The organism is Aeromicrobium sp. CnD17-E, assembly GCF_024124745.1.
Classification (GTDB): Bacteria; Actinomycetota; Actinomycetes; order Propionibacteriales; family Nocardioidaceae; genus Aeromicrobium.
The window spans coordinates 1-20,736 of record NZ_JAMXRU010000020.1 but is presented as its reverse complement, the minus strand read 5'-3'; the positions used below and the strand labels follow the sequence as shown (position 1 = coordinate 20,736).

Genomic DNA, 20,736 nt, shown 5'->3' with positions numbered 1-20,736 from the left:
CCGGGTGGCCGCTCCGGGGTGGTGCTGTTCCCCCCTCGATCACCGCAGTGCGGCGGTCCTCCTCACGTCGACCCCGAGCAGCTGCGAGAGCTGCTCGGCGGTCTCCTCCGCGGTGCGGTGCACGACGCCAGCCATCCCGAGACGCTCGGCAGCGACGATGTTCTGGGCGAGGTCGTCGACCATGACGACCTCCCGCGGTGCGACGCCGAGGCGCTCGCACCCGATCTCGTAGAGCCGTCGCGACGGCTTGCGGACGCCCTCCTGGCCGGAGATGGTCACGGCGTCGAAGAGAGCCGGCAGGTCGTAGCCGGCGTAGCAGTCACGGCCCAGGGAGTTCGAGACGAGACCGACGGGCACGCCTGCGGCCCGCAGGTCGGCGACGACGTCGAGCATGGCCGCGTCGGGTCGCAGGCCCGACTGCAGCCCGGCGACGAGTCCCTCCGCCGCGACCTCGACGCCGTGGGCGTGCAGCCGCTCGGCGAGCCCCGCCTCGAAGCCGTCGTGGTCGAGCCGTCCCTCCTCGTGGTCGACGAGGAGCTGCTTGGCCTCCGCGTCACCGCCGCCGAGCAGCCGCAGCAGGAGGCCGCGGTCACCGCTGATCCGCTCGCTGTGGTCGCCGAACGCGTCGAGCACGCTCGTCGTCAGCACCCCGCCGAAGTCGAACAGGGCCGCCCGGCAGCGGGGCGTCGCCGCGCCGCTCATGCGAGCGTGTCCTGGTAGCGGCGCATGCCGGCGAGCCAGCGGTCGTAGTCGGAGGCCTTGCGCCGGTAGAACTCCAGCACCTCCGGGTGAGGCAGCACGAGGAAGCGCTCGTCGTCGATCGCGTCGAGCACGACGTCGGCGACGTCGAGCGGCTCGAGCACGCCGCCCGCCTCGGTGACCGCTCTCGCACCTTGACGCGCGGTCGGGTCGTCGGAGTCCGCGCCGCCGGTGAGCATGGCGGTGTTCACCCCCATCGGGCACAGGCAGCTGACGGCGACGCCTCGGGTGCCGTAGGTGACCGACAGCCACTCGGCGAAGGCCACGGCAGCGTGCTTGGTGACCGAGTACGTCGGCGAGCCGATCTGCGTCAGGAGCCCGGCGGCCGACGCGGTGCTCAGGAAGTAGCCCCGACCCCGCTCGAGCCAGCCCGGCACCAGGAGCCGGGCCGCGCGCACGTGCGCCATGACGTTGACGTCGAGCGAGGTGCTCCAGTCGTCCTCGGAGGACTCCAGGCCCTGCCCGAGGCCGACCCCGGCGTTCGCGACGTACAGGTCGACGGGGCCGAAGCGCTCGACGGCGAGGTCGAGCACGGCCCGCACGTCGGCCTCGAGCGAGCAGTCACCCGCCAGGCCCGCCACCCGGTCCGCGCCGTGTGCCTCCAACGTGGCGACGGCCGCCGCGGTGCGCGCGGCGTCGAGGTCGGTGACGACCACCTGGGCCCCGTGCTCCAGCAGCCTCTGCGCGACGGCCAGGCCGATGCCTCCTGCCGCGCCGGTGACGACCGCGACGCTCCCCTCGACCTTCATGCGCCGACCTCCGCGGTGCGGATGGCGTCGCGGTCGATCTCGCGCTTCAGGATCTTGCCCGTCGCGCCCTTCGGCAGGGTGGTGACGAACTGGTAGAGCCGGGGCACCTTGTAGGCCGACAGCTGGACCTTGGCCCAGGCGCGCAGCTCCTCGCCGGTCAGCTCCGCGCCCTCGCGCAGGGCGACGACCGCGGCGACCTCCTCGCCGAAGTGTGCGTCGGGGACGCCGACCACGGCCACCTCGACGACGTCGGGGTGCTCGTACAGCACCTCCTCGACCTCGCGGGGGTACACGTTGTAGCCACCGCGGATGATCAGGTCCTTCGCCCGGTCGACGATGCTGAGGTAGCCCTCGGCGTCGAGCCGGCCCAGGTCGCCGGTCTTCAGCCAGCCGTCCTGCAGGTCGGCGGCCGTGGCGTCGGGCCGGTTGCGGTAGCCCTTCATGATCGTCGGGCCCTTGAGGAAGACCTCGCCGACGACGTCCGGCTCGACGACCGCGCCGAGCGGGTCGCGGACCTCGATCGCGGTGCCGGGCAGGGCCGGTCCGACGGTGCCCGCCTTCTGGGGCCGGTTGATGTCGTTGAACGTGGCCGCGCCGGTCGACTCGGTGAGGCCGTAGCCCTCCAGGATCGTGCAGCCGAACCGGTCGCGGAAGGCACGCATGACCTCCACCGGCAGCGACGCGCCGCCGGACGTGGCCAGTCGGAGCTGCTCGAAGTCCGACGGGCCGAACGCGTCGGTCGCGGCGTGCAGCATCGCGTTCCACATCGTCGGGACGCCGGCGAGGACCGTCAGGCGGTCGCGGCGGACCATCTCCAGCATCGCGGTCGGCTCGAAGGGCGCGAGCAGCGAGAGCGAGGCGCCGGTGACCAGCACCGTGTTCATGACGACCGCCTGGCCGTACACGTGGAAGAGCGGGAGGCCCGTGCCGAAGCGGTCCTCCGCCGTCAGGTTGAGCACGGGCAGGAAGGAGTCGGTGGTGTCGATCAGGTTGGCCGCGGTGAGCTCCACGCCCTTGGGACGGCCGGTGGTGCCGGAGGTGTAGAGGATGATCGCGGTGTCGTCGGGCGCGTGGTCGTGCGCGACCGCCAACGGCTCGGCGTCGAAGCTCGCGCCGTCCTCGACGCGCCAGAACGCGAGGCCTCGCTCGGCAGCGGCGGCGGACGCCGCGGTGTCGCACTCGTGCCAGGCCAGCACCAGCGACGCCTCCGCGTCGTCGAGCACGTAGCCGATCTCGGCCGCGGTGGCCATGGTGTTCATCGTGATGACGCTGACGCCGACGGCGTGCAGGCCCAGGTAGACCACGGGGAACTCCAGGACGCTCGGGGCGATGAGCACCACCCGGTCGCCGGGGCGCAGACCCGCGGCGGTCACGGCGCCGCCGACGCGAGCACTCGCCTCCCGGAGCTCGCCGTAGGTCAGGTCGCCCCGACCGGAGCGCACCGCCATCCGCTGCGGGTCGCGCTCGGCGTTGGACCAGACCGTCGCTGCCACGTTCACCATTGCGTCCTCGTCTCCTTGCCGTCGATGTGACCGGTCTCACGTGACCTGGCTCACGTCGAGCAACGTACTTGAACCCGGGTTCAGGTTCAAGTACGTTGCCGGGAAATCTTCCGAGAGTCCGTCCGACAGGAGCCCCCGTGCCCAGAGCAGCGATCGTCGCCACCGCCCGCACCCCGATCGGCAAGGCGTACCGCGGCGCCTTCAACGACACCCCCGCCGTCGAGCTCGCGGGCCACGCCGTCCGCCACGCGGTGGAGCGCGCCGGCGTCGACCCGGCCGAGGTGGAGGACGTGGTGATGGGCTGCGCGATGCCCGAGGGCGCCTCGGGGTTCAACGTCGCCCGGCAGGCCGCACTCCGCGCCGGACTGCCCGTGTCGGTGCCCGGCTCGACCGTCGACCGCCAGTGCTCGTCGGGCCTCATGGCGGTCGCGATCGCGGCCAAGCAGATCCTGGTGGACGGGCAGAAGGTCGCGGTCGGGGGCGGGGTCGAGTCGATCTCGCTCGTCCAGAACGAGCACCTGAACACCCACCGCGCCGGTGACCCCTGGCTGCGCGAGCAGGTGCCGGGGCTGTACCTGCCGATGCTGCACACCGCCGAGAACGTCGCCTCGCGCTACGGCGTCAGCCGCGAGCGCCAGGACGAGATGGGGCTGCAGTCGCAGCGGCGCGCGGCCGCCGCCCAGGAGGCCGGCCACCTCGCCGAGGAGATCGCCCCGATCACGGTGCACACCCTCCGCACCGACAGGGCCACCGGTGGGACCTCGCGGGTCGAGGTGACCGTCTCGGCCGACGAGGGCGTGCGCGCCGGCACGACCGCGGACGGGCTGGCCGGGCTCCGCACCGTGCTGGAGCCCGGTGACGTGACCGCGCACCCGACGGTCACGGCGGGCAACGCGTCCCAGCTCAGCGACGGCGCGTCGGCCAACGTCCTGATGGACGCCGACCTCGCGGCCTCCCGGGGCATCGAGCCGCTCGGCTACTACGTCGGCATTGCGGTCACCGGGTGCGAGCCCGACGAGATGGGCATCGGTCCGGTCGCGGCGATCCCCCGACTGCTGGACCAGCACGGCCTGACGGTCGGCGACGTCGGCGTGTGGGAGCTCAACGAGGCGTTCGCCTCCCAGGCGGTGCACTGTCGCGACGTGCTCGGCATCGACCCCGAGCGGATGAACGTCGACGGCGGAGCCATCGCCCTCGGACACCCCTACGGCATGACTGGGTCGCGCGCCGTCGGCCACGCGCTGCTCGCCGGCCGCCGACTCGGTGCCCGCTGGGCCGTGGTGACGATGTGCGTCGGAGGCGGCATGGGCGCCGCTGGACTCTTCGAGGTCGCCCCCTGACCTCCCGCCCGCGCCGCGCCCGAGCCCGGCCCCCGGCCTGCTCACCCGTGCGCGTTTACGTGGGGCCCCACCCGAACGCGCAGATCCGGCGCACGGTCACGTGGGGGCGAGCCGGTTTGCGTGGGGCCCCACGCAAACGGGCCCGTCCGGCGCCCTGCGCTCAGACGCTGGCGTCGGGGAAGGCGATCACCGAGAGGAAGCGGATGGGCAGCTCCTTCAGCTCGACCGGGCCGTGGGCGCCCTCGCCGTCGAGCTGCAGGGAGTCGCCGGGACCCAGCTCGTAGGTCTCGCGGCCGTGGCCGTAGACCATCCGGCCCTCAAGGACGTGCAGGAACTCGGTGCCCGGGTGCTGGAACAGCGGGTACGTCTGGCTGTCCTCCGTCAGGGTCACCATGAGCGACTCCAGCCGCTTGTGCTGGCCCCGGAGGGCACCGAGCAGCTCGTACTCGTGCCCCTCCTTCGTGCCGTGCCGGGCGATGCGCGGACCCTGGCCCGCCGGCGTGAACACGGCCTGACGCTCCTCGTCGGCCCCGCGCACGAGCGACGTGACCGGCACGTCGAGCCCGGTCGCCAGACGTTGCAGCGTGGCGAGGCTGCACGACGTCTGCGCATTCTCGATCTTCGACAGCATCGCCTTCGACAGCCCCAGACGCTGCGCCATGTCGGCGACCGACAGCCCGGCCGCGGTGCGGTGGTGCCGGACGTTGACCGCGATGGCCTGCTCCAGCGCCATCGCCTCGACCGGCTCCGCCGGGTCGCGGTCGCGGGCACTGCCGGCGGCGTTGCGCAGCAGCGGCGCGTCGTCGGTCATGCGGGCGATCCTAGCGGTGCTCCCGCGGCACCAGCAGGTCCTGCAGCACGTCGGCGAGGGCGGCCGCACCGGCCTCGGCGTCCGCGTCGTCGACGTGCTCCTCCGGGGAGTGGGAGACCCCGGTGGGGTTGCGCGTGAAGAGCATCGCCGACGGGACGTGCGCCGCGAGGACGCCGGCGTCGTGCCCCGCCCCCGTCGCCAGCACCGGCGCGTCGGGCAGCACGCCGCGCAGCCGGTCGCGCAGACCTGCGTCGAAGCGGACCTGCCCGCTGTAGGACTCCTCGACCAGCTCCACGGCGCAGCCCTCCGCCGCGCACACGGCGTGCGCGGACTCGAGGACCTGTGCGACGAGCGCGCGCGTGACGTCGTCGTCGGGGTGGCGCACGTCGAGCCAGAGGTCGACGCGCGACGCGATGACGTTCGTGCCGCCCGGCACGGGCTGCAGGCGGCCGACCGTCGCCCGCGCGTCGGGCCGGCTGCGGGCCAGGTCGCGGACCGCGACCACCACCTGGGCGGCGGCGACCATCGGGTCGCGCCGGTCGGCCATGAGCGTCGCGCCGGCGTGGTTCCCCTCTCCCGTGACGGTGAGCCGCCAGCGACCGTGGCCGAGGATCGAGGAGGCGACGGCGACCGGCTGGTCGAGGTCGACGAGACCGCGCCCCTGCTCGACGTGCAGCTCGACGAACACGCCGATGCGGCGCAGCGCCTCCTCGTCGCGGCCGAGGTGCACGGGGTCGAGGCCGGCACCGGTGAGGACGTCCGCGAGCGACGTGCCGTCGGCGTCCAGCAGGCCGAGCACCCGGTCGGGGTCCTGCTCGCCCGTCATCAGCTGCGAGCCGAGGCAGGCCCGCCCGAACCGGCCGCCCTCCTCCTCCGGGAACGCGACGACCGCCAGCGGGCGCTCGCCGCCGACGTCGCGGGCGTCGAGGAGGTCCAGCGCCGCGAAGGCCGACGCGACGCCGAGCGGTCCGTCGAACTCGCCACCACCGGGGACCGAGTCGAGGTGGCTGCCGGTCACGACGGCGTCGTCGAGCGACCCGCCCGGCCCGGGCCGCCACGCCCAGAGGATGCCGTTGCGGTCGGTGACGACGTCGAGCGAGCGTCGCGCCGCCTCCGCCTCGAACCACGTGCGCAGCTCGAGCTCGGCGGGCGTGTACGCGAACCGCGAGTAGCCGCCGCGCCGCGGGTCGCGACCGACGTCGCGCACGTCGGCCAGGAGCGACGCGACGCTGGCAGGTCGGCGGGACCGCACCGACGACGCGGCGACGCCGGTCACCGCATCTCCCCCGCCCCGACGTACGGGTGCAGGCTGGTCAGGAGGTCGCCCTCGGCGAAGCGCGACAGCCGGAAGTTCGACGCGGGCACGTCGGGGTCGGTGCTGTCGCCCTCGAGCACGAGGTCGGCCACGAGGTCGCCGACCGCGGGGCTGATCTTGAAGCCGTGCCCGGCGAAGCCCGCCGCGAGCACGAGGCCGTCGACGTCGCCGACGGGGCCGATGACCGGGTTCCAGTCGGGCGGGACGTCGTAGACGCCCGCGTACGTGTGCGTGACCGAGGGATCGGGAAAGCCGGGGAACCGGTGCAGCAGCTTCTCGGCGTAGGCCTCGAGGCTCGCGTCGCTCGCGTGGTTGGAGTAGTGGTCGGGGTCGACGAGCTTGCGGCCGAAGTCGGCGTGGTCGCTGTTGCCCACGAGGAACTGCCCGGACCCCTCGAGGCGGCAGTACTGCAGGCTGACGAGGTCCGAGACGACGGGCAGGTCGGGCAGCGGCTCGCCGGTGTCGACGACGAGCAGCTCCGAGCGGTACGCCTCGACCGGGAAGTCCACGCCGAGGTCGGCGAGGAGCCGGGCGGACCACCATCCCGCGGCGACGACGACCAGGTCGGCCTCCACCACCTCGCCGTCGGCCAGCTCGACCCCCGTCACCCGACTCCCCGACGTGACGATCCGCGCCACCGGGGCGTTCTGGCGCACCCGCGCGCCGTGGGCACGGGCCCGCTGCCCGTAGTGCAGCGCCAGCTGGGTCGCGTCGGCGAACCCGCCGCGCGGCTCGTAGGCGCCGAGCGCCACGTCGTCGACGTTCATCATCGGCCACAGCGCCTCGACCTGGTCGGGGTCGACGAGGTCGACCTCGATGCCGAGGCCCTGGTGCATGGCCGTGTTGTCCTTCAACGGTCCGGCGTTCTCCTCGCCGACCACCACGGTGTAGCCGACCTGGCGGAACCCGACCTCGGCGCCGAGCGCCTCGAAGACGGGCAGGCTGCGCCAGGCCATCGCGGCGATCGACGGCACCCCGTAGTGCGCCCGCACGATGCCGCTCGACTTCCCGGTGCCGCCGCTCGCGAGGAGCCCGCGCTCCAGCACGAGCACGTCGGTGAGCCCCCGCTCCGTGAGCGCCCGCGCGATCGACAGCCCGATCAGCCCACCGCCGACGACGACGGCGCGCGACGCGCTCACCAGGACCCGCCTGCGGTCTGGCCCGGGACCCACGACGTGCCCGCGAGCGGCACCCTCGCCATCGCGGCGGCCTCGATGGTGATGGCGACGAGGTCCTCGGGCTCGAGGTGCTGCAGGTGCGCCTTGCCGCACGCGCGTGCGATGGTCTGCGCCTCCATCGTCAGCACGCGCAGGTAGTTCGCGAGCCGGCGACCGCCCTCGACCGGGTCGAGCCGCTGCTGCAGCTCGGGGTCCTGCGTCGTGATGCCGGCAGGGTCCCTGCCCTCCTGGAAGTCGTCGTAGGCCCCGGCACTCGTGCCGAGGGCCTCGTAGTCGGCCTGCCAGCGCGGGTCGTTGTCGCCGAGCGCGACCAGGGCGGCGGTGCCGATCGCGACCGCGTCGGCCCCGAGGGCCATCGCCTTCGCCACGTCGGCGCCCGTGCGGATCCCGCCGGAGACGATCAGCTGCACCTTGCGGTGGACGCCGAGCTCCTGCAGCGCCTGGACGGCCTGCGGGATCGCCGCGAGCGTGGGGATGCCGACGTGCTCGATGAACACCTCCTGCGTGGCGGCCGTCCCGCCCTGCATGCCGTCGACCACGACGACGTCGGCGCCGGCGTGCACCGCCAGCTTCACGTCGTAGTAGGTGCGCGTGGCGCCGACCTTGACGTAGACGGGCTTCTCCCAGTCGGTGATCTCGCGCAGCTCGCCGATCTTGATCGTCAGGTCGTCCGGGCCCGTCCAGTCGGGGTGGCGCGACGCGCTGCGCTGGTCGACGCCCTGCGGCAGCGTGCGCATCTGGGCGACCCGTTCGGTGATCTTCTGCCCGAGCAGCATGCCGCCGCCTCCGGGCTTGGCCCCCTGGCCCAGCACGACCTCGATCGCGTCGGCTTGGCGCAGGTGGTCGGGGTTCATGCCGTAGCGCGACGGCAGGTACTGGTAGACGAGGTGCTTGCTCTGGCTGCGCTCCTCCGGCGTCATGCCGCCGTCGCCGGTCGTCGTCGACGTGCCCACCTCGCTGGCGCCGCGACCCAGCGCCGCCTTGGCCCGGCCCGACAGCGCGCCGAAGCTCATGCCGGCGATCGTCACGGGCGTCTCGAGGTGCAGGGGGTACTTCGCGTGCCGGTCGCCGAGCACGACGTCGGTGCCGCAGCGCTCCCGGTAGCCCTCGAGCGGGTAGCGCGACATGCTCGCACCCAGGAACAGCAGGTCGTCGAAGTGCGGCAGGGCACGCTTGGCGCCCCAGCCGCGGATGTCGTAGATGCCGGTGTCGGCGGCGCGCTGGATCTCCGCGATGGTCGCCGGGTCGAAGGTCGCCGACGTGCGCGGCTGCGTGCGGTACTGGGTCATGGTGGCTGCCCTCGGTGTCAGTAGGCCGACGTGTTGTCGACGTGGAAGTGGTAGAGGCTGCGCGCGGAGCCGTAGCGCGTGTAGGCGTGGGTGTCGTCGTCCTCGTAGCCGGCGCTCTTGAGCAGCGTCGCGAGCTCCTCGTGGTGCTCGGGCCGCATCTCCTTGGCCACGCAGTCGGCGCCCAGCGACGCGACCGTGCCGCGCACGTAGATCCGGGCCTCGTAGATGGAGTCGCCGAGCGCGTCGCCGGCGTCGCCGCGGACGACGAGCCGGCCGGCCTGCGCCATGAAGGCGCTCATGTGGCCGATGCTGCCGCCGACGACGATGTCGACGCCCTTCATCGAGATGCCGCAGCGGGCGGCCGCGTCGCCCTCGACGACCAGCAGCCCGCCGTGGGCGGTGGCGCCCGCCGACTGCGACGCGCTGCCCTTCACCCACACCGAGCCGCTCATCATGTTCTCGGCCACCCCGACGCCCACGTTGCCCTCGACGACGACGTCGGCCGACTGGTTCATGCCGGCCGCGTAGTAGCCGACGTGGCCCTTGACGGTCACGGTCATCGGGCGGTTCAGCCCGACCGCGACGCTGTGCCGACCGGCCGGGTGCGTGACGACGACGTCGTCGGCACCGAGGTCGGGGTCGTGCAGGCGTGCGTTGACCTCGCGGAGGGTGCTGACGGCGAGGTCGAGCTCGAGCGTGGCGGCCATGATGGGGTCCTTCGGGTCGGAGGTCGGGGTGGGCGTCGCGGTCAGCGGGTCCATGCGTAGATCCGCTCCGGCTCCGGCTCGAACAGGCGGGCCGACTCGATGCCGGGCAGGTCGACGAGCGCGCGGTACTCCGACGCCATCGCGACCCAGTCGTCGGTCTCGGCGACCACGGCCGGCTTGCACGCGATGGCGTCGCGCACGACGGCGAAGGAGTCGCGGTTCGAGACGAGCAGCGTGTAGAAGCCGTCGAACGTGCGGCACAGCTCCTTGAGCGCGGTCTCCACGTCGAGGCCGTCCTCGAGGCACTGGGCGACGAAGCGGGCGCCCACCTCGGTGTCGTTCGCCGAGTCGAACCGGACGCCGCGCGCCTCGAGCTCGCGGCGGATCGTCGGGTAGTTGTGGAACGAGCCGTTGTGCACCATGCACTGGTCGGGCCCGACGGCGTAGGGGTGGCTGCCCGCGGGCGTCACGGCCGACTCGGTGGCCATGCGCGTGTGCCCGACGCCCTGCCAGCCCTGCGCGGACGGCAGGCCGAAGGCCGCGGCGAGGTCGCGCGGACGGCCGACGCCCTTGAGCACGGCGAGGTCCTCGCCGAAGCCGATGACCAGCGCGTCCGGCGCCGTCGCGCGCACCGCCGCGGCGAGCGCGGAGGCGTCGACCTCCGCGTGCACGAGCAGCGTCGGGCCGGCGGTCGTGACGTCGACGTCGCTGCCCACGGCTGCCGTGAGCTCCTCGGCGAGGGCGGTCACGTCGATGCCGTCGGCCAGGACCGAGACGGTGGCCGTGCCGGGCGGGGCCCACGTCGGGTCGCCGTAGACGGCGACCCCTGCGGAGTCCGCGCCGCGGTCCTCCATCTCGCAGAGCATGCCGGTGAGCAGCTCACCGAGTCGGGGGTACAGGTCGGGGTTGCGGAGGTGGAGTCCGACGATGCCGCACATGGGGTGTCTCCTTCGAGGTGCGTCAGGGGTGGGGCGGCTCAGAAGGCCGTCAGGTAGTGGTCGACCTCCCAGGCGCTCACCTGGCTGTGCCAGGTGAAGAACTCCTCGCGCTTGAGGTCGGCGAAGTAGCGGGCCACGTCGGGGCCGACGCTGTCGAGCACGCCCGACACGGCCGCGTCGGCCTCCAGGGCCTCGACCGCGTGCAGGAGGGTGAGCGGGAGGGGCGCACGGTCGGCGTCGTCGCTGCCGCCGGGAGCACCGGGGTCGAGGCGACGCTCGACGCCGTCGAGCACCGCGCCGATCGCGCCGGCGGCCGCCAGGTACGGGTTGGCGGAGCCGTCGCCGCCGCGCAGCTCGATGCGGTTGCCGTCGGGCACGCGCACCAGGTGGGTGCGGTCGTTGCCGCCGTAGGTGGGCACGCGCGGCGCCCACGACGCACCCGACGTCGTCGCGACCGCGCCGGTGCGCTTGTAGGAGTTGACGGTCGGCGCGACGAGCGCCTGCAGGGCGCTGGCGTGCTCGAGGACGCCGGCGATCGCCTGGTAGGCCAGCTCCGACAGGCCGAGGCCGCGCGGGTCGTCGGCCGCGGGGAAGAGCGGCTCGTCGTCCTTCCAGAGCGACAGGTGCATGTGCAGCCCGCTGCCGGTGCGGTCGCCGAACGGCTTCGGCATGAACGTCGCGGTCATGCCGCGCTGCTCGGCGAGCATCGAGATCAGGTAGCGCGCGGTGATCACGCGGTCGGCCGTCGTGAGCACGTCGGCGTAGTCGAAGTTCTGCTCGAACTGGCCGTTGCCGTCCTCGTGGTCGTTGGCGTAGTTGCCCCAGCCGAGCTGGTTCATCGCGGTCGAGACCGACGCGAGGTGGTCGAACATGCGGGTCACGCCACGCGCGTCGTAGCAGGGGCGGGCGGCGGCGTCGGAGGGGTCGGCGGTGACGAGGGCCCCGCGCTCGTCCTTCGCCACGAGGAAGTACTCGATCTCGGCACCGAGGTAGACCGACAGGTCGCGCTGGGCGGCGCGCTCGATCATGCGACGCAGGATCACGCGCGGGGCGAAGCGCCACGGCTCGCCCTCCACGTGGGGGTCGCAGTGCACGAGGGCGAGGCCCTCCTTGACGAACGGCACCGGCGTGAACGAGGCCGGGTCGGGGATCGCCATGATGTCGGGGTCCTTGGGCTCCTGGCCCATCGCTCCCGCGGCGTAGCCGGCGAAGCCGACGCCCTCGCGGGCGAGCTCCTCGACGGCCTCGACGGGCACCAGCTTGGCGCAGGGCTTGCCGGTGAGGTCGACGAACAGGGCCAGGATGAACGTCGTCTCGCTCTCCTTGGCCAGGGTCGCCAGGGGGGATGCGGTGCTGGTCATGCTGCTCCTCGGGGGTGCCGCGCCGGTGCGAGGCCCTCGTCGCGAGCCTATCCACTGGCGTGAATCTTTGTCTACTTCGAGTAGACAGAACCCAGATGACGGACGTGTTTCCCGAGCGTGAGAAGTCCGTGACGGCCAGCGGCCGGGACGGGGCCGTCGCGGCGAGACGGGGCGGCGCAGCGGGTCGCTCCGGGCATCGGGAAGGCGGTCCAGGTTGTGCGACGCAACGTTGTTACGTCGACGTCATGTCAACGCAAAGTAGACAGAGTCCACTGTGCTGAGACGCCCGCGGGAGTGCGGGCCACAGCAGGAGACATGGACATGGACACAGGCACCACCGCCTTCATCCTGAGCTGCATCATCGGTCTGACGATGATGGTGCCGGGACTGGCGCTCTTCTACGGGGGCATGGTCAGCGTCAAGAGCAGCCTCAACATGATGGTGATGACGTTCGGCGCCGTCGCCGTCGTCGGCATCCTCTGGGTGCTGTTCGGCTACTCGATGGTGTTCGGCGACTCGTACGGGGGCGCCGGGCTGCTCGGCAACGTCACCGAGTTCGCCGGGCTCGGCGGGGTGCTCACCGAGAAGGACACCGCGCTGCCGCTCGCGCTCTTCGCCGTCTTCCAGGCGCTGTTCGCGGCGATCACGGTCGCGATCATCTCCGGCGCCGCGGCGGACCGCATGAAGTTCAGCAGCTGGATGGTCTTCGCCGCCGTCTGGGCGGTGCTGGTCTACTTCCCCGTCGCGCACTGGGTCTTCGCCTTCGACGCGACGGACGGCTCGACGGTGGGCGGCTGGATCGCGAACAAGCTGAAGGCGGTCGACTACGCCGGCGGCACCGCCGTGCACATCAACTCCGGTGCGGCGGCGCTCGCCATCGCCATCGTCCTCGGCAAGCGGCGCACGTGGGGCACCGCACCGCGTCCGCACAACCTGCCGCTGACCCTGCTGGGCGCCGGTCTGCTGTGGGCCGGCTGGTACGCCTTCAACGGCGGCTCCGCGCTCGCCGCCGGCCACAACGCCTCGGTCGTCATGCTGACGACCTTCGTCGCCACGTGCGCCGCGATGCTCGCCTGGCTCGGTGTCGAGATCGTCCGCGACGGCCACGCCACGACCATGGGTGCGGCGTCGGGCGCGATCGCGGGCCTCGTCGCCATCACCCCGTCGTGCGGCGCGGTGAGCCCGATGGGCGCGATCCTCGTCGGCGTCGCCGGCGGCATCGTGTGCCCGCTCGCCCTCGGCCTCAAGGAGCGCTTCGGCTACGACGACTCCCTCGACGTCGTCGGCGTGCACCTCGTCGGCGGCGTGGTCGGCACGCTCATGGTCGGTCTGATCGCCACCGCCGACGCCCCCAGCGGCCAGGCCGGTCTGCTCCACGGCGGCGGGCTGCGCCTGCTCGGCGTGCAGGCCACCGCCGCCGGCGCGGTGCTGGCGTACTCCTTCGTGCTGACCCTCGTCATCGCGCTGGTGCTGAAGAAGACGATCGGGCTGCGCGTCGACCCCGACCACGAGGAGGGCGGCCTCGACTCCGCCCTCCACCGCGAGCGGGCCTACGACCTCGCCTGACCCACCCGTGACGCGTCGGCCCCGGACCCCGGTCCGGGGCCGACCTGCGTCCCGCCCCGCCCCCGCCGCCGCCTGGGCCTGTTTGCGTGGGGCCCCACCCGAACAGGCTCGCCCCCACGCAAACCGACGCCCCAGACGCACGCTTCGGTGGGGCCCCACGCAAACCGACGGCCCCAATGCACGTCTGGGTGGGGCCCCACCCAAACACGCTCTCCCCCACGCAAACCGACGCCCCGAACGCACGTTTGCGTGGGGCCCCAGGCAAACGAGCGCGCCACGGCCCCGCGAGGAGCCGTCACGTCCGGCGGCTTCGCCGCGATGATCCTCCCGATTCCTGTCGGAGCCTCCTCGCTGGCGCTCGGAGCGGGGGACAGGAGCCGTCACGTCCAGCGGCTTCGCCGCGATGATCCTCCCGATTCCTGTCGGAGCCTCCTCGCTGGCGCTCGGAGCCTCCGACAGGAATCGAACCCGCGACATCCTTATTACAAGTAAGGCGCTCTACCGACTGAGCTACGGAGGCGTGCGGACCCATCGTAGGGCCGCGCACGTCACCGGCGCGGGGTTGCCTCGTTGTCTACCGTGGAAGGTCGTCCACCCCGGGAGGTCCCGTGCGCATCCGCACCCTCAGCACGGCCGCGGCCTGCGCCGTCCTGCTCATGCTCGCCGTGGGTGCGGTCGCGCTCACCTCCCTCGGCGACGGCGGCGACCCGTCGGCAGCGGCCGAGCCCCGACCCGCCACCAGCAGCCCGACCCCCAGCCGCAGCACCGACCCCGACGACCGCGACCGACGCGACAACAACAGCGACGACGAGGCCGACGACACCTCCCGCGACGCCGGCGAGCCCGGCCGCGACGACGACCCGAGCGACCGCAGCGACGACCGCGGCCCCACGTCGACCACCCCCCGACCGACCACGCCCGCCGCCAGCCCCACGCGACCGACGCCGCCCAGCCCGAGGCCGACCACCCCGACCCAGCGACCCAGCCCGTCGCCGTCGCCGTCGTCGTCGTCGAGCCCCTCCCCTGGCATGCTCGACGGGCTGCTCGACCCGATCATGGGCCGCTGACGCCTACGACTCCCGCGCGAGGGTGCGCGCGGCAGCCGTGAGGCGCGCCGCGTCGGTCCCCCTCCGCCCGAAGAGCACGAGCGCCTCGCGGCGGTCACGGTGCGGGAAGACCGCGACCGCGGCGACCTCGTCCTGCGACAGTCCGTCGCTCCAGGCCGTCCGCCGACGCCGGACGAGAGGGAGCTGCGCCTCGTAGTCCGCCACGAGCCCAGGGTCGGTCGTGCGGGTCTCGTCCAGCACGCTGGCCAGCACCGCAGCGGGCGCGTTGCTCAGCAGCAGACGTCCGGCCGCGGTCGTCAGAGGGTCGCGCGGCAGGTGCAGGTCGGCCACGTGGGCGTAGCGCTCGTCGACCACCTTCTCCGACCGTGCCGTGTACACGACGTGCCGACCGACGAGCACGGCCACGGCCGCGGCGAGGTCGAACCGCTCGGCGTAGGCGTCCGCGTCGAGCGACGTCCACGACACGTGGCGTGCGGCGAGCAGCTCGAGGACCAGTGGAGCAGGTCCGATGCGCAGACCACGCCCGGCACGCACCAGCCAGCCGTGCTGCTCCAGGCCGCTCACGAGGTCGTGGACCGACGACCGGGGGACGTCGAGGCGGCGCGCGAGGTCGCTCACCGTCGGCGGGACGTCGGCACGCGCGACGACGTCGAGCAGGTCGACGATCCGGCCCACGCTGCGGTGGTCGCTCATGGCACGAGGATGCCGCATATCCGACGATCCTGGGCCCCCGGAGCCGCGCGTCCGAGACTCGATGCGTGGACGCCTCACCCCTGCAGGACCTCGCGACGCTGTTCTCCCTCGACCTCGGCCGCACGCACGTGGTCGGGAGCGAGCCTCCGACGACGTCGCCGCACCGCCTCGCCGAGTGCATGGCCGCGGCCATGGCGGCGCACGGAGCCGCCGCATCAGCGTTCGGCAGCTCCCGAGGTGCACCTGCCCGGGAGGTGCGGGTCCGCACCGACGACGCCCTGCTGCAGCTCATGGCGGTCTTCGCGACGAGGGTCGGCGACGTCCCCGCCGCCGCGACCATGGAGGACCCGCACCTGCTCGCCGACAGCGACTTCTACGCCTGCCGCGACGGACGGCAGGTCTTCGTCCTCCTCTCCTACCCGCACCTGCGCGACCGCGCGCTCCGCGTGCTCGGGTGCGCGCCGGGGGCCGACCGGATCGCGGCGGCGGCGGCCACCTGGGACGCCCTGGCGCTCGAGGAGGCGATCGTCGCGGCCGGCGGGACCGCCACGATGGTCCGGACCCGGGAGGAGTGGGCGGCCACCGACGTCGGACGGTCTCTTGCGGGCGAGCCGCTGGTGCGCGTCGAACGCATCGGCGACGCCGACCCCGTCACCCGGGCGCCGCTCGCGTCGGCCCAGCCGCCGCTCACGGGCGTCCGGGTCGTCGACGTCACCCACGTGATCGCGGGACCCGTCGCGACCCGCCTCCTGGCCGAGCTGGGTGCCGACGTGCTCCACGTGTCACGCCCCGACCGGCCCGACCCGAACGCGATGATCCTCGAGACCGGGGCCGGGAAGCGGAACGCCTACTGCGACCTCCGGACCCCGACCGGAAGGGCCAGCCTCGACGACGTGCTGCGCGGCGCCGACGTCGTGGTCCACGGCTACCGGCACCTGGCGCGGTTCGGGCTCGACGCCGCCCAGCTCGCGCGCGACCACCCCGGCGTCGTCGTGGGCGACGTGCACGGGTGGGGCGACCGAGGACCGTGGTCGGACCGCGGCGGCTTCGACCAGCTCGCCTGCGCGGCCACGGGGTTCGCCCTGGAGGAGGGCGGCGGCGACCGGGCCGCGCTCCCACCCACCTACCTGCTCAACGACTACGTCGCGGCGTTCCTCCTCGCGGCGGGGATCGAGACCGCCCTGCACCGGCAGGCGACCGAGGGCGGGTCGTGGCACGTCCACGTCGACCTCGCGAAAGTCTGCACGTGGGTGCAGTCCTTCGGCGACAACCCCCACCAGGTCTCCGCGGGTCCCGACCTGCGCGAGCACCTCGACGAGGTGCCGACGGTGGAGACCGACGGTCCCTTCGGCCGGGTGGCGGCCCTGCCCAGCCTCCTCGACGTCGCCCCGGCGTGGGACCTGCGCCGCGGTGCTCCGTGGCCGCTCGGCTCGGCACCGATGGCGTGGGCGGAGCCACGATGACGTCCGCGCCGACGGGAGCCCGGTTGCACGCGGTCGGGCGCGTGGCGCTGTGGACGGTCGCGGTCGTGACCGTCGTGTTCACGGTGCTCGCGCAGCTGCTCGCCGTCGTCCCCGTGTCCTGGACGATGCCGCTGCTGCAGTGGGAGGTGTCGCAGTACCTGGTGATCCTCCTCGGCGTGCTGCGGGACTCGCTCGGGGTGTGGAACGTCGTCGTCGGTGCCGTCGGCGTGGTGAGCGCCGCGACCCTCTGGCGACGGCGACCTCGGCCTCGTCGGCGCCTCCCGCTCGTGCTCACGGTGGTCGGGTCGGCCGGCACGGTGACCGCCGTCGCCACGAGCGTCGCGCTCGCCGTCGCCATCGCGTCCACGGGCGCCGGCACGAGCCCGCTGCTGCCGACGCTGCCCTTCACCGGCCTGACCAGCGGCCCCAGCCGGACCGTGACGGTCGGCACCGCCGGGACCACCACGCTGCGCGCCGACCTGTACCTCCCGTCCGGACGTGCACCCCGAGCGGGATGGCCTGTCGTGGTCTCCGTCCACGGCGGCGGGTTCTCGACCGGGTCGCGTGGCCCGAACGCGTACACCGGGTACCTGCCCGCCCACGGCTACGCGGTGCTCGACGTCGACTACCGGCTGGCCTCCCCCACCTACCACCCGTGGGGGACGCAGGTGGAGGACGTGGCCTGCTCCCTCGCGTGGGTCGCGCGCGCGGGCGAGGCACACCACCTCGACGCCGACCGGATCGCGATGCTCGGCCTCTCCTCCGGAGGGAACCTGGCCGTCAACGCCGCCTACACGTCCGCCGACCACACCCTGAGGTCCAGCTGCTCGCCGTCGGGCTCGACGCTGCCGGTCGTGCGCGCGGTGATCGCCGGGTACCCGGCCGTCGACCTGAGCGGGATCGGTGACCGCACGGCGATCGCCCGGAAGGTCGAGCAGTGGTACGTCGGCGGGACGCCCGCGGAGTACCCGGAGCGGTACCGCTCCACCGACTCCGCGACCCACGTCGGCGCCGACTCCCCGCCGACGCTCGTCTACCAGGGAGCCCGCGACCACCTCGTCCTCGCGGACCGCGCTCGCGCCTTCGTCGACGTCCTCGCGCGGCACGGCGTGCCGCACCGGTACGTGCAGTACCCCGGGATGGAGCACAGCGCGGGCGACTCGACCTCGACGTTGACGCCCGCTGCCGCTGCGAGCCGTCGCCTCACGCTCGACTGGCTGCAGCAGTACGACGGCGCCCGGCGCTCCTCGCCGACGACCCCGTGACGCGTCCGGCCTGATCGGCTATCGTCACCTGAACACTGTTCACCTGAACGGTGTTCAGTGACCGCCGCCGACGTCGAGGACCGTGATGACCGCATCGTTCGACCAGCTCGCCACCCGCATCCTGGACGGGGGCAGTGCCTCCGAGGCCGACGCGCTCGCGGTGCTGCACGCCGACGACGCCGCCCTGCTCGACGTCGTCGCGGCCGCCGGACGCCTGCGCCGCGCGCACTTCGGCAGCACCGTCAAGGTCAACTACCTCGTGAACCTGAAGTCCGGGCTGTGCCCCGAGAACTGCAGCTACTGCTCGCAGGCCGTCGGGTCCGAGGCGCCCATCCTGAAGTACTCGTGGCTCTCCACCGACGAGACGCTGCGCCAGGCGGGCGCCGGACTGCGCGGCGGCGCGTCGCGCGTGTGCCTGGTCTCGTCGGGACGCGGCCCGTCGAACCGCGACGTCGAGAAGGTCGCCGAGATGACCGAGGCGCTCAAGGACAGCTACCCCGACGTCGAGGTGTGCGCCTGCCTGGGGCTGCTCAAGGACGGTCAGGCCGAGCGGCTCAAGCAGGCCGGCGTCGACGCCTACAACCACAACATCAACACCGCGGCGTCGCACCACGACGAGATCGTCACCACCCACACGTACGACGACCGCGTCGACACCATCGCCAAGGCCCGCACCGCCGGCCTGTCGCCCTGCTCGGGCCTCATCGCCGGGCTCGGCGAGACCGACGAGCAGCTCGTGGAGGCGCTGTTCGCGCTGAAGGAGCTCGGCTCGGACTCGATCCCCGTCAACTTCCTCATGCCGTTCGACGGCACGCCGTTCGAGAACACGTGGGAGCTCTCCCCGGCCCGGTGCGTGAAGATCCTGGCGATGGCGCGCTTCGTCTGCCCCGACCGCGAGGTGCGCATCGCCGGCGGACGCGAGATGCACCTGCGCTCGCTGCAGGGCCTCGCGCTGCACGTGGCCAACTCGATCTTCCTCGGCGACTACTTGACGTCGGAGGGCCAGGACGCCAAGACCGACGTCGAGCTGATCCGCGACCACGGCTTCACCATCCTCGGCGCGGACGAGCTGCCGGAGCACCAGCCGGCCGAGCCGACGGCCACCACGCCCTCCTCCTCGCCGTCCGCATCCTCGCCGTGCGGCACGGTGTCGACCGGCTGCGGCAGCGCGTGCGGGGGGTGCGCGTCGCACGACGGCACCGCCGGTCTCGCGATCCGGCAGCGCGGCGCGGGCACCGACGTGCCGGCGAACGCCTGACCGCCGACCCTGCCGTGACCGCGACCCTCGCCTCCGACCTGCGCGCCTTCGACCGCGCGCACGTCTGGCACCCCTATGCGTCGATGACCGAGCCGGCGCCGACGAGGGTGGTCACGGGCGCCGACGGGTGCCGCCTGGAGGTCGACGGCACCTGGGTGGTCGACGGGATGTCGTCGTGGTGGGCCGCGGTGCACGGGTACTGCCACCCCGCCCTCGACCGCGCGGTCGTCGAGCAGGTCGCCTCGTTCAGCCACGTGATGTTCGGCGGGCTCACGCACGCCCCGGCCGTCGAGCTGGCGCGGCGGCTCGTCGAGCTGACGCCTGCCCCGTTGGAGCGCGTGTTCCTCGCCGACTCCGGCTCGGTGGCCGTGGAGGTGGCGCTGAAGATGGTGCTGCAGCACCAGCGCGGCACGGGGCACCCCGAGCGCACCCGCATGCTCACGGTGCGCGGCGGGTACCACGGCGACACGTTCGACTGCATGAGCGTGACCGACCCGGTCGGCGGCATGCACACGATGTGGCGCGACCTGCTGCCGCAGCAGGTGTTCGCCGACCGGCCGCCGCGCCACGACGCGTCGGACGCGGAGGTGGCGGCATGGGCCGACGGTGTGCGCGACCTCGCCGCCCGGCACGCGCACGAGCTGGCGGGCGTGGTCGTGGAGCCGCTCCTGCAGGGTGCGGGCGGCATGCACCCCTACCCGGTCGCCTGCCTGCGCGTGCTGCGCGAGGTGGCCGACGAGCACGGTCTGCTGCTCGTGCACGACGAGATCGCCACGGGGTTCGGCCGCACCGGGCACCTCTTCGTGAGCGAGCTGGTCGCGCCCGACGTCCTCTGCGTCGGCAAGGCGCTCACCGGCGGCTACGTCTCGCTCGCCGCGGTGCTGTGCACCGACGAGGTGGCGCGGGGCGTGTCGGCCAGCGAGTCCGGCGCGCTCATGCACGGCCCGACGTTCATGGGCAACCCGCTGGCTTGCGCCGTCGCGTCGGCCAGCATCGACCTCCTGCTCGAGCGCGGCTGGCAGGCCGACGTGCAACGTGTTGGGGAGGCGCTGGCCCGTGGCCTCGCGCCGCTGCGCGACGTCGAGGGCGTCGCCGACGTCCGCACGCTCGGCGCGGTCGGCGTGGTGCAGCTCGACCACGACGTCGACGTCGCGGCGGCCACCGACGCCGCCCTCGCGGCGGGCGTGTGGCTGCGGCCCTTCCGCGACCTCGTGTACACGATGCCGCCCTACGTCTGCGACGACGCAGCGCTGGCGCAGCTGGTGGCCGGGGTCGGCGAGGCGGTGCGCGCCGCATGAGCGTCTGGACGGACTGGTGGGCGCAGGAGCACGCCTCGCGCGAGGAGGCCGGGCTGGTGCGCACGCTGCGACCGCGCGGCGCCGACGACCCGACGATCGACCTCGCGGGCAACGACTACCTCGGCCTCGCGCGCGACCCTGCCGTCACGCGCGCCGCCGCCACGGCAGCGCTGCAGT

Annotated in this window: 18 protein-coding genes, 1 tRNA gene and 1 pseudogene; 8 read left to right on the top strand and 12 right to left on the bottom strand. The window is 73.4% G+C overall.

All coding sequences use genetic code 11. The features are described from left to right. Window positions 1–39: 39 nt before the first annotated feature. From NH339_RS06425 to NH339_RS06415, 3 genes are read right to left on the bottom strand one after another with little or no spacing between them, the layout of a single operon-like run. Window positions 40–702, bottom strand: coding sequence for an HAD family phosphatase (locus NH339_RS06425; RefSeq protein ID WP_253023633.1), 663 nt, complete (start codon window positions 700–702; stop codon window positions 40–42). Beyond that, the gene (locus NH339_RS06420) at window positions 699–1,508 is read right to left on the bottom strand and encodes an SDR family oxidoreductase (protein WP_253023631.1); all 810 of its coding nucleotides are present in this window, start codon (window positions 1,506–1,508) and stop codon (window positions 699–701) included. The genes NH339_RS06425 and NH339_RS06420 overlap by 4 nt, the downstream gene beginning before the upstream one ends. Further along, complete coding sequence (locus NH339_RS06415; RefSeq protein WP_253023629.1) at window positions 1,505–3,010, bottom strand: AMP-binding protein; 1,506 nt, start codon at window positions 3,008–3,010, stop codon at window positions 1,505–1,507. The genes NH339_RS06420 and NH339_RS06415 overlap by 4 nt, the downstream gene beginning before the upstream one ends. A 137-nt stretch (window positions 3,011–3,147) precedes the next feature. On the opposite strand from NH339_RS06415, the gene NH339_RS06410 reads away from it, so the two are divergent. After that, on the top strand, window positions 3,148–4,350 hold the full coding sequence (locus NH339_RS06410) for an acetyl-CoA C-acyltransferase (RefSeq protein ID WP_253023627.1): 1,203 nt from the start codon (window positions 3,148–3,150) through the stop codon (window positions 4,348–4,350). Window positions 4,351–4,510: 160 nt separating this feature from the next. On the opposite strand, the gene NH339_RS06405 is transcribed toward NH339_RS06410, so the two are convergent. From NH339_RS06405 to glnT, 7 genes are read right to left on the bottom strand one after another with little or no spacing between them, the layout of a single operon-like run. Further along, window positions 4,511–5,161: a helix-turn-helix domain-containing protein gene (locus NH339_RS06405; protein WP_067853961.1), complete on the bottom strand. Its 651-nt coding sequence runs from the start codon at window positions 5,159–5,161 to the stop codon at window positions 4,511–4,513. A 10-nt stretch (window positions 5,162–5,171) separates the two neighbouring features. After that, complete coding sequence (locus NH339_RS06400; RefSeq protein WP_253023625.1) at window positions 5,172–6,437, bottom strand: allantoate amidohydrolase; 1,266 nt, start codon at window positions 6,435–6,437, stop codon at window positions 5,172–5,174. After that, a complete protein-coding gene (locus tag NH339_RS06395) occupies window positions 6,434–7,615 on the bottom strand; it encodes an FAD-binding oxidoreductase (protein ID WP_253023623.1) in 1,182 nt (393 codons plus the stop codon). Before NH339_RS06395 ends, NH339_RS06400 begins: the two co-directional genes overlap by 4 nt. Beyond that, window positions 7,612–8,943 (bottom strand): FMN-binding glutamate synthase family protein, encoded by a 1,332-nt coding sequence (locus NH339_RS06390; RefSeq protein ID WP_253023621.1) that lies wholly within the window; start codon window positions 8,941–8,943, stop codon window positions 7,612–7,614. The genes NH339_RS06395 and NH339_RS06390 overlap by 4 nt, the downstream gene beginning before the upstream one ends. 17 nt (window positions 8,944–8,960) lie before the next feature. Next, window positions 8,961–9,704: a hypothetical protein gene (locus tag NH339_RS06385; protein ID WP_253023619.1), complete on the bottom strand. Its 744-nt coding sequence runs from the start codon at window positions 9,702–9,704 to the stop codon at window positions 8,961–8,963. Then, window positions 9,692–10,588: a hypothetical protein gene (locus NH339_RS06380; protein WP_253023617.1), complete on the bottom strand. Its 897-nt coding sequence runs from the start codon at window positions 10,586–10,588 to the stop codon at window positions 9,692–9,694. Before NH339_RS06380 ends, NH339_RS06385 begins: the two co-directional genes overlap by 13 nt. Window positions 10,589–10,626: 38 nt before the next feature. Then, entirely contained in the window at window positions 10,627–11,949 is a 1,323-nt protein-coding gene (glnT, locus tag NH339_RS06375) for a type III glutamate--ammonia ligase (RefSeq protein WP_253023615.1), read from the bottom strand. 321 nt (window positions 11,950–12,270) lie between these two features. On the opposite strand from glnT, the gene NH339_RS06370 reads away from it, so the two are divergent. Next, the gene (locus NH339_RS06370; protein WP_253023613.1) at window positions 12,271–13,515 is read left to right on the top strand and encodes an ammonium transporter; all 1,245 of its coding nucleotides are present in this window, start codon (window positions 12,271–12,273) and stop codon (window positions 13,513–13,515) included. Between the two features lie 447 nt (window positions 13,516–13,962). Here NH339_RS06370 and NH339_RS06365 read toward each other — a convergent pair. Then, a tRNA-Thr gene (locus tag NH339_RS06365) sits at window positions 13,963–14,035 on the bottom strand. Window positions 14,036–14,123: 88 nt separating this feature from the next. On the opposite strand from NH339_RS06365, the gene NH339_RS06360 reads away from it, so the two are divergent. After that, window positions 14,124–14,582, top strand: coding sequence for a hypothetical protein (locus NH339_RS06360; protein WP_253023611.1), 459 nt, complete (start codon window positions 14,124–14,126; stop codon window positions 14,580–14,582). Between the two features lie 3 nt (window positions 14,583–14,585). On the opposite strand, the gene NH339_RS06355 is transcribed toward NH339_RS06360, so the two are convergent. Further along, a complete protein-coding gene (locus tag NH339_RS06355) occupies window positions 14,586–15,275 on the bottom strand; it encodes a helix-turn-helix domain-containing protein (protein ID WP_253023609.1) in 690 nt (229 codons plus the stop codon). Window positions 15,276–15,340: 65 nt separating this feature from the next. Here NH339_RS06355 and NH339_RS06350 point away from each other — a divergent pair, with 65 nt between their 5' ends. The 5 genes and pseudogenes from NH339_RS06350 to NH339_RS06330 form a co-directional block, all read left to right on the top strand. Further along, on the top strand, window positions 15,341–16,738 hold the full coding sequence (locus tag NH339_RS06350) for a CoA transferase (protein ID WP_253023607.1): 1,398 nt from the start codon (window positions 15,341–15,343) through the stop codon (window positions 16,736–16,738). Further along, window positions 16,735–18,003, top strand: coding sequence for an alpha/beta hydrolase (locus NH339_RS06345; RefSeq protein WP_253023605.1), 1,269 nt, complete (start codon window positions 16,735–16,737; stop codon window positions 18,001–18,003). The genes NH339_RS06350 and NH339_RS06345 overlap by 4 nt, the downstream gene beginning before the upstream one ends. 85 nt (window positions 18,004–18,088) lie before the next feature. After that, window positions 18,089–19,261 (top strand): biotin synthase BioB, encoded by a 1,173-nt coding sequence (gene bioB / locus NH339_RS06340; RefSeq protein ID WP_253023604.1) that lies wholly within the window; start codon window positions 18,089–18,091, stop codon window positions 19,259–19,261. Between the two features lie 14 nt (window positions 19,262–19,275). Further along, entirely contained in the window at window positions 19,276–20,559 is a 1,284-nt protein-coding gene (locus NH339_RS06335) for an adenosylmethionine--8-amino-7-oxononanoate transaminase (RefSeq protein ID WP_253023603.1), read from the top strand. Then, window positions 20,556–20,736, top strand: a pseudogene (locus tag NH339_RS06330) (8-amino-7-oxononanoate synthase); the annotation flags it as partial. The gene NH339_RS06335 and the pseudogene NH339_RS06330, both read left to right, overlap by 4 nt.